Source organism: Streptomyces sp. NPDC054813 (assembly GCF_053611365.1).
Genome location: NZ_JBSHAF010000021.1, coordinates 1 through 8,470 on the forward strand (window position 1 = coordinate 1; position 8,470 = coordinate 8,470).

The window sequence follows — 8,470 nt, forward strand, 5'->3', positions numbered from 1 at the left end:
TCACCCACCGACGGCTCCCCCGCCAGCACCACCTCCACCTCACCCGGCTCGATCCGATACCCCCGAACCTTCACCTGATGATCCCGACGACCCACAAACTCCAGCACACCATCACCCCGACGCCGCGCCAGATCACCACTGCGATACATCCGCGAACCCGCCCCACCAAACGGATCCGGCACAAAACGCTCCGCCGTCAACCACGCCGACGAATACCCACGAGCCACACCCCCACCCGCCACACAGATCTCCCCGACCACACCCACCGGAACCGCCCGGCCCTCGGGGTCGAGCAGCCGCAGCCGCAGGTCCGAGAGCGGCTCGCCGATCCGGTTGGGCGCGCCCGGCTCGAAGTCGGCCGCGTCCACGCGGTGGTAGGTGCTGTGCACGGTGGTCTCGGTGATCCCGTACATGTTGGCGAGCACCACGCGCCTGTCCAGGCCCATCCGCTCGGCCCACGGGGCGAGTTCGCGGACCTCCAGCTTCTCGCCGGCGAAGACCACCAGACGCAGCGCGAGTTCGTCGAGCCGCGGGTCCGCCTCACGGGCGGCGGCGACCAGGCCGCGGAAGGCCGACGGCGTCTGGGAGAGCACGGTGACACCGGTGGCGACGAGGGTGCGCAGCAGGTCCTCGGGCGAGCGCACGGCTTCCTCGGAGACCAGGACGAGCCGGGCGCCGTGCGCGTAGGCCGCCCACATCTCGAAGACGGAGACGTCGAAGGCGTACGAGTGGGTCATGCTGAACACGTCCGACTCGTCGAACGCATAGTGTTCCTGAGCGGTCGCCAGAAGCCGGGCAACGTTGGCGTGGCTCACCCGGACGCCCTTGGGGCGGCCGGTCGAGCCGGAGGTGTAGATCGTGTAGGCGAGGTTGTCCGGGTGGACCTCGGCCTGCGGGTTCTCGGCCGACTCGGCCACGATCGCCGGCGCGTCGGCCCCGTCGAGCTCGACCACCACGCCGTCGAACCAGGTCCGCAGCCGCGCGGCCAGCCGGGCGGTGGTCAGCACGATCCCGGCCTGGGCGTCGATCAGCACGTACTCCAGCCGGTCGGCCGGCAGCGACGGGTCCAGCGGCAGGTAGGCGGCACCCGACTTGAGCACCCCGAGCAGGGCGGGGATCATCTGTGCGTCGCGCTCCAGCAGCACGCCGACGGACCGCTCCGGCCCCGCGCCCAGCTCGATCAGGCGGTGCGCCAGCCGGTTGGCCCGCTCGTTCACGTCCTGGTAGCCGAAGGCCTGCTCGCCCACGACCAGGGCGACGGCCTCCGGGGCCTTCGCCGCGGCGGCCTCGAACAGCCGGTGCAGGCCGGCCGGCACGGTGGCGGCCGACAGCGGCCGGGTGTCCGCCGTGAGCGCGGCCTCCGTCTCGTCCAGGAAGACAGCTGTGCGGACGGCGGCCGACGGCTCGGTGGTGCAACGGTCCAGCAGGCGCAGGAAGTGCCGGGCGAAGCGCTGGACGGTCTGCTCGTCGAAGAGCGAGGCGGCGAAGACGAAGCCGGCGCCCATCGCACCGGTCCGCACGCCGGAGACCTGGAGGGCCAGGTCGCACTTGGCGATGCCCGCGCCGGCCTCCAGCGCGGAGGCGGCGACGTCACCGAAGGCGAGGCCGTCGGCGCGCTCGTCGTGCATCGTGAAGGCGATCTGGTACAGCGGGGTACGCGACAGGTCGCGCTGCGGCTCCAGCTCGTCCACCAGGCGGGCGAAAGGGATCTGCTGGTGGTCGAAGGCCTCCAGCACGGTGGTGGCAGTGCCGCGCACCAGCTCGTCGAAGCTCCGGTCGTCGGTCCAACGGCCGCGCAGAACCAGGCTGTTGATGCAGTAGCCGATCATGCCGCGCAGCTGCTCGGCATCCCGGCCGGAGACGACGGTGCCCACGGCCACGTCCTGGACGCCGGTGTAGCGCGAGAGCAGGAGCTGGTAGGTGGTCAGCAGCACCGCGAACGGCGTCGTGCCCTGATGGCGGGCGTACTGCCGGACCCGGTCCGCCAGGTCCTCGGGAATGGTGAACTGAACCTGACCGCCGACGTGGTCACGCACGGCGGGGCGGGGGCGGTCGGTGGGCAGGTCGATCGGCTCGACCCCCTCCAGCCGGCTGCGCCAGTAGGAAAGGTCGCGCTCCGCGTCGGCGCTGCCCGCCCGCGCGCGCTGCCAGGCCGCGTAGTCGGCGTACTGGACGGTCAGCTCGGGCAGTTGCGGCTCGGTGCCGCCGACCACCGCCGTATAGGCGGCAGCGAGTTCGGTGGCGAAGACGCCGGTGGACCAGGCGTCGCAGGCTATGTGGTGGAAGGCGGCGGCGAGGATCGTCTCGTCGTCGGCGACCCGGATCAGCGAGCCGCGCACCGGCAGTTCGACCGCGAGGTCGAAGGGGCGCGTGAACTCGTGGTCGAGTGCCGCGCGCGCTTCGGCCTCACGGCGTTCGACGGGCGCCTCGCGCAGGTCGATCACGGTGGGCGCGGCCGGTACGTCGTCGGTCACCAGCTGGGCCGGCTCGCCGTCCACCGTCGCGTAGCGGGAGCGCAGGATCTCGTGGCGCGAGAACACGAACCGCCAGGCGGCGGCCAGCGCGTCCTCGTCCAGGGCGCCGCGCAGGCGCAGCGCCAGCGGCACGACGTACTCGCTGCTCTCGGGATCCAGCCGGCTGAGGAACCACATCTGCTGCTGTCCGTCACCCAGCCGCAGTGGGCGGGACCGGTCTGCCTGGGGGAACGCCTCGCGGCGCGCGGCCTCGGCGGCCTGCAGCCTCGCGCGGAACAGGTCCTCGCGGGAGGTGGGCTGAGTACCGTGCCCCGGCGCCGGCTCGACCAAGTCGTTCACGCGTTGTGTCCCTTCGGGGAGTCCGGGCCCGCGCCCCGCGCGGCGTCGTCCTGGCGGATCATGTCTTCGATCAACCGGGCCATTTCGGCGATCGTGGGCGCCTCGAAGACGTTGCGCACCCCGATCTGGAGCTGGAAGGTCTCACGGAGCCGGGCCACCAGCTGGATCGCGAGGATCGAGCTGCCGCCGGCCCGGAAGAAGTCCTCCTCGATTCCGACCGGCCCGCCCAGCAGGTTCTGCCAGATCTCGGAGATCAGTTGCTCGCCGAGGTCGCGCGGGCCGGTGGGGCCACTGGCCGCGGCCTTGGCTTCGGGCTCGGGCAGGGCCGGGTGGTCGAGCTTGCCGTTCGCGTTGAGCGGGATCCGGTCGAGCACCGTGAAGGAGGCCGGAACCATGTACTCGGGCAGCGCCTGCGCACAGTGCGCCGCCAGCTTCGCGTCGGCGGAGGGCGACTGCGCCGGGTCGGCGAGCACGTAGTACGCGGCGAGTTGGAGCTCGCCTGAGGGCCTCGGCACCGCGACCACGGCCGCGTCCCGCACCGCCGGGTGCTCCAGCAGCACCGAGCGGACCTCGCCCGGCTCGACCCGGAAGCCGCGGATCTTCACCTGCTCGTCGATTCGGCCGACGAACTCCACCTGGCCGTGCACCGTCCAGCGCACCAGGTCGCCGGTGCGGTAGAGGCGCGCTCCGGGAGCGCCGAGCGGGTCGGGCAGGAAGCGTTCGGCGGTCAGGCCGGGCCGGCCGTGGTAGCCGCGCCCCACCCCGGTGCCACCGACGTGGAGTTCGCCGATCACGCCGACCGGGACCGGCCGCATCCGCTCGTCGAGCACCCTCATGATCATGCCGGGCAGCGGCCGGCCGATCGGCACCTCGTCGCCGAGCACCGGGTTGTCCACCGGGAACACGCAGGTGCCGACGGAGGTCTCGGTGGGGCCGTATTCGTTGATCAGCCGGCCGTCGCCGAGGGCTGCGGCCCAGGGGCGGGCCAGCGTCGCGGGCAGCCGCTCGCCGGCCGCGACGATCAAGCCCTGCTCGCCCACGAGTTCGGTACAGCGCTGGGGGCCGAGCCGGTCGGTGAGCACCTGCAGGTGGCTCGGCGTCAGCTTGAGGAAGCCGAACGGACCGGCCTTGGTCAGGTGGTCGCCCAGCTCGTAGAGGTCGTCGTCCTCGGCCTGCAGCCAGACCCGCTCACCCGTGGTCAGCGGCGCCCAGACGTTCGGCACCACCAGGTCGAAGGCGATCGAGGAGAACAGCGCGCCACCACCGGGCGCGGCCGCGACGAGGGTGCGCGCGGCCCACCGGACGTGGTTGGCCAGGCCGCGGTGGGTGACCGCGACGCCCTTGGGGCGTCCGGTCGAGCCCGAGGTGAAGATGAGGTAGGCGAGCCGGTCGAGGTCGTCCGCGGCCAGGGCGAGCGGCTCGCAGGCCTCGATCGCCGCCTGCTCCCGCGCGACGTCCAGCACCGTCCAGGAGTCCGCGGCCGCGCCGAACCGCTCGGCGTTCGGCCCGTCGGCGAGCAGCACCCGGGCTCCGGCGGCCTCCGCCATCCGTGCGACGCGGTCTGCCGGGAAGGCCGGGTCGACCGGCAGGTAGGCGCCGGTCGCCTTCCAGACCGCCAGCAGCGCCGCGATCAGCCGCGGCCCGCGGTCCATGGCGACGGCGACCACGTCCTCGGCACCGACGCCGGCCGCCCGCAGCCGGCTCGCCAGCCGTCCCGCGTAGTCGTCCAGGCGGGCGTAGGTCCAGACGGCGTCCTCGCCGGTGAGCGCCACCGCGTCCGGGTTCTCCGCGGCGCGCAGGGCCACCAGGGCGGGTACCGAGGCCGGCGCCGTCTCGTCCGCGGGCTCGCCGGTGCCCCAGCCGTCCACGGTCCGGAACTCGGCCTCCGAGAGCAGCGGCAACTCGGCCGGCGCGACATCGGGCGCGGTCGCGGCGACCTCGAGGATCCGCAGCAGATGATCGGCCATCCGGCGCACGGTCGTCCGGTCGAACAGCGCAGTCGCGTATTCCAGGCCGCCCACCAGCGAGCCGTCGGAGCGCGGGCGCAGGATCAGGGTGAGGTCGGTGTGGGTTGCGTGCCACATCTCGGCGAGCGACTCGACTGGCGTGTCCTCGCCGATCAGGGCATTGAAGTCGGCGTCGTGGAAGTCGAAGGCGGCCTGGAAGATCGGGGTGCGGGAGAGGTCGCGCTCGGGCGCGATCCGCTCCACCAGCCGGTCGAAGGGCAGCGACTGGTGGGCGAGCGCGGTCTTGACGGTCCGTCCGAGCCGGTGCACGGCCTCCGTGAAGGGCAGCTCCGGCTGCAGGCGGGCGCGCAGCACCAGGCTGTTGAGGAAGAAGCCGACCACGCCCTCGGTCTGCGGAAACTCCCGGCCCGCGACCGGCGTGCCGATCGGCAGGTCCCAGCTGCCGCCGTGCCGGCCGAGCAAGGAGACGAAGGCGGTGAGCAGCACGGTGAACCGGGTGGTACCGGCCTTGCGGGCGAGCCGGTTCAGGGCCTCGCTCTGCTCGGCGTCGATCTCCAGCGGGACGATCGAGCCGCGGCCGTCGCGGACCGCCGGACGCGGCCGGTCGGTGGGCAGCCGCAGCGCCGGAAGTCCTTCCAACTCCCGTGTCCAGTAATTGAGTTCGCGCTCGGTCTGGGGGTCATCGGCAGCCTTCTGCTGCCAGACCGCGTAGTCGCCGTACTGGATCGGCAGGGGCGGCAGTTCGGGCGTGCGGCCGGCGGCGAGCGCCCCGAGGAACTCGGTGAACTCGCGCTCGATGATGCCGGTCGACCAGCCGTCGGAGGCGATGTGGTGGATCAGCAGGCACAGCGCCCGGTCGGTGCCGTCCTCGGCCAGCACCGCGCGCAGCAGCGGCCCCGTCGCCAGGTCGAAGCCCTCCTGCTGCTCGGTGCGCAGTACGCCGGGCACCGCCGCGGCGCCGCCGGGCACCACCCGCAGCCCGACGGCGGCCGGCGGGTCGACGATCTGCACCGGGACGCCGTCGATCTCGGGGAAGCGGCTGCGCAGCGCTTCGTGCCGTTCGACCAGCAGGTCGAGCGCGCGCTGGATCGCCGGCACCCCGGCGTCGGCCGGCACCGGCAGCACGAGCCCGGACACCCACTCGCCGACGCCCGAGCGCAGCCGCTCGGAGAACCAGATGCGCTGCTGGCCGGGCGAGAGCGGCAGCGGCCCGCTGCGGTCGACGGGCTTCGGGCCCGGCTCGGCGGCCGCACCCAGCAACTCGGCCTGCGCCGCGACGGTGGTGGCGCCGAACAGCCCGCGCAGGGCGACCGTGGTGCCGGACAGCTCGCGCAGCCGGGTCACCAGGCGAGTCAGCTGCAGAGAGGTGCCGCCGAGGTCGAAGAAGTCGTCGTCCAGGCCGACCTCGTCGGCGCCCAGCACCGTGCGCCACGCTCCGGCGATCAGCTGCTCGGACTCCGTCACCGGGGGCCGCCGCACACCGGCCGACCCGGCGGCGGGCACTGCCAGGGCCTTGCGGTCGATCTTGCCGGTCGGCCCGAGCGGGAGCGAGGCGTGCTCGACGAAGGTGCCCGGGACCATCGCCGGGGCGAGCGCCTCGGCCAGGAAGCGGCGCAGCTCGGCGGAGCCGGCCCGCGGCGCCTCCGGGCGCGGGACGTAGTGCGCGGCCAGTCGCCTGTCGCCGTTCGAGGACTCGTACCCGACCACCGCGGTCATCAGGACCGAGGGGTGAGCGAGCAGCGCGGCCTCGATCTCGGCGGGCTCGATGCGCATGCCGTTGATCTTGAGCTGGTCGTCGATCCGGCCCAGGTACTCCAGGACCCCGTCGTTGCGCCAGCGCACCCGGTCGCCGGTCCGGTAGAGCCGCGAGCCGTCGCCGGCGAACGGGTCGGGGACGAAGCGCTCGGCGGTCATCGCCGGGCGACCGAGGTAGCCGCGGGCCAGGCCTGTGCCGCCGGCCAGGAGCTCGCCCGCCCGGCCGGGACCGAGCGGGCGGCCCACGGCGTCCACGACCAGGACCCGCATGCCGGTGATGGGTCGGCCGATCGGCACCGGCCCGGTGAGCGCCTCGGGGTCGACCCGGTGCGCCGTGACGTCGATGGAGCACTCGGTCGGGCCGTAGGTGTTCCATACCTGGACCTCGGCCTTGCTCCGCACCGCGGAGACCAGTTCCCTGGTCAGCGGCTCACCCGCGGAGAAGAGCAGCCGAAGCGCGTCGCAGCGCTCCCAGCCGTCCTCCTCCAGCAGCAGCCGGAGCACCGACGGCACGACCTGCAGCACGGTGGCACGGTGGTCCGCGACGGCCCGCAGCATGGCGGCCGGGTCGGCCTCCACGCCCACCGGTGCCAGGGCGACGGTGCCGCCGCTGATCAGCGGGGCGAACACCTCCCAGCAGTGGGCGTCGAAGGTGATCGCGGTCTTCTGCAGTACCGTGTCCTGCTCCGTCAGCTCGCACTCGCGCACCACCCAGCGGACCCGGTTGGCGATGCCGCCGTGCGTGACGGCGACGCCCTTGGGCTCACCGGTCGAGCCGGAGGTGTAGATGACGTAGGCGAGGTGTTCCGCCGCCGGACACACCTCCGGGGCCGTCTCCGGCAGGGCGTCGAGCCGCTCGGCCAGTTCGTCGAGGACGATCGGGCCGGCGCCCGCGTCCCGGACGGCCTGCGCCGAGCCGGCGTCGGTGATCACCAGTCCGGCCGCGCTGTCGCCGATCAGCCGGGCCAGCCGGGCCGCCGGCAGGTCCGGGGTGAGCGGCAGGTAGCCGCCGCCGGCCCGCCAGACGCCCAGCAGTGCGACGACCAGGTCGACGCTCCGGGGCAGGCAGACCCCCACCACGGTGTCCGGCGCGACCCCGGCCTCCACCAGGTAGTGGGCCAGCCGGTTGGCCCGGGCGTCGAGTTCGGCGTAGCCGAGGGAGCACGTACCGTCCGTCACCGCGACCGTGTGCGGCGTCAGATGGGCCTGGCCGGCCACGAGCTGCACGAGCACGGCGGCCTCGTCGCTCGGCACTTGCGGGTTCATCCTGGACACTCCTGATCGGGGGCTGCACGGCGGCGCGGGGTGGGCGAAGAAGGGTCAGGGCGCGTCGTGCGCAACGGGCGCGGCCTGACCCACCGGACGGGCCTAGCCGGCCGCGGCCTCCATGCGGCGGCGGAGGCTGGCCGGACGCATGTCCGTCCAGACCTCGTCTATGTGGGCCAGGCACTCCTCCTTGGAGCCCTCGGTTCCCTCGGCCCGCCAGCCGGCGGGCAGGTCACGGTCGGCCCACCAGATCGAGTACTGCTCCTCGTCGTTGAGGACGACGCGGTAGCGGCGGAGGTCGGTCTGCTCTTCCATCGGAACTCCTGGCGAACGGTCGGCTGCGCGGCACGGCAGCTGACGGACGAACGGTGAGAGCGGGGCCGGGCACGCGAATATGGGGCGCTGTACGTCACACCGCGGCACGCGCCTTTCCCGCCGAAGGAGATCCTCGGCTCGACTTCTATACTTCGCCTGGTCTCTGGCTGCCCGTCACCGCGCTGACCCGACCTGGCGGGAACGGTGCCGTTCCGTGGGCGGCCCGTCGACGGGCCATGTGCGCACCGCGCAAACGCAGCCGCCGGCCCCCCCCCCCGCCCGGGGGGGGGGGCGGGGGGGGGGCCCCGCGGGCGCGGGGGCGACTCGCCCCGCACGAAGCCGGCGCGTGCGCCG

The 8,470-nt window shown here is 73.6% G+C and carries 3 protein-coding genes; all 3 read right to left on the reverse strand.

Annotation, left to right across the window (positions count from 1 at the left end; translation table 11 throughout):
- Positions 1 to 2,813, reverse strand: a 2,813-nt coding sequence (locus tag ACWGJB_RS34420; RefSeq protein ID WP_453383969.1) for a non-ribosomal peptide synthetase, incomplete at its 3' end; no start/stop codon positions are given.
- The gene (locus ACWGJB_RS34425) at positions 2,810 to 7,801 is read right to left on the reverse strand and encodes an amino acid adenylation domain-containing protein (RefSeq protein WP_453383970.1); all 4,992 of its coding nucleotides are present in this window, start codon (positions 7,799 to 7,801) and stop codon (positions 2,810 to 2,812) included. The genes ACWGJB_RS34425 and ACWGJB_RS34420, both read right to left, overlap by 4 nt.
- A gap of 102 nt (positions 7,802 to 7,903) precedes the next feature.
- A complete protein-coding gene (locus ACWGJB_RS34430; RefSeq protein WP_365334996.1) occupies positions 7,904 to 8,116 on the reverse strand; it encodes an MbtH family protein in 213 nt (70 codons plus the stop codon).
- Positions 8,117 to 8,470: the final 354 nt, after the last annotated feature.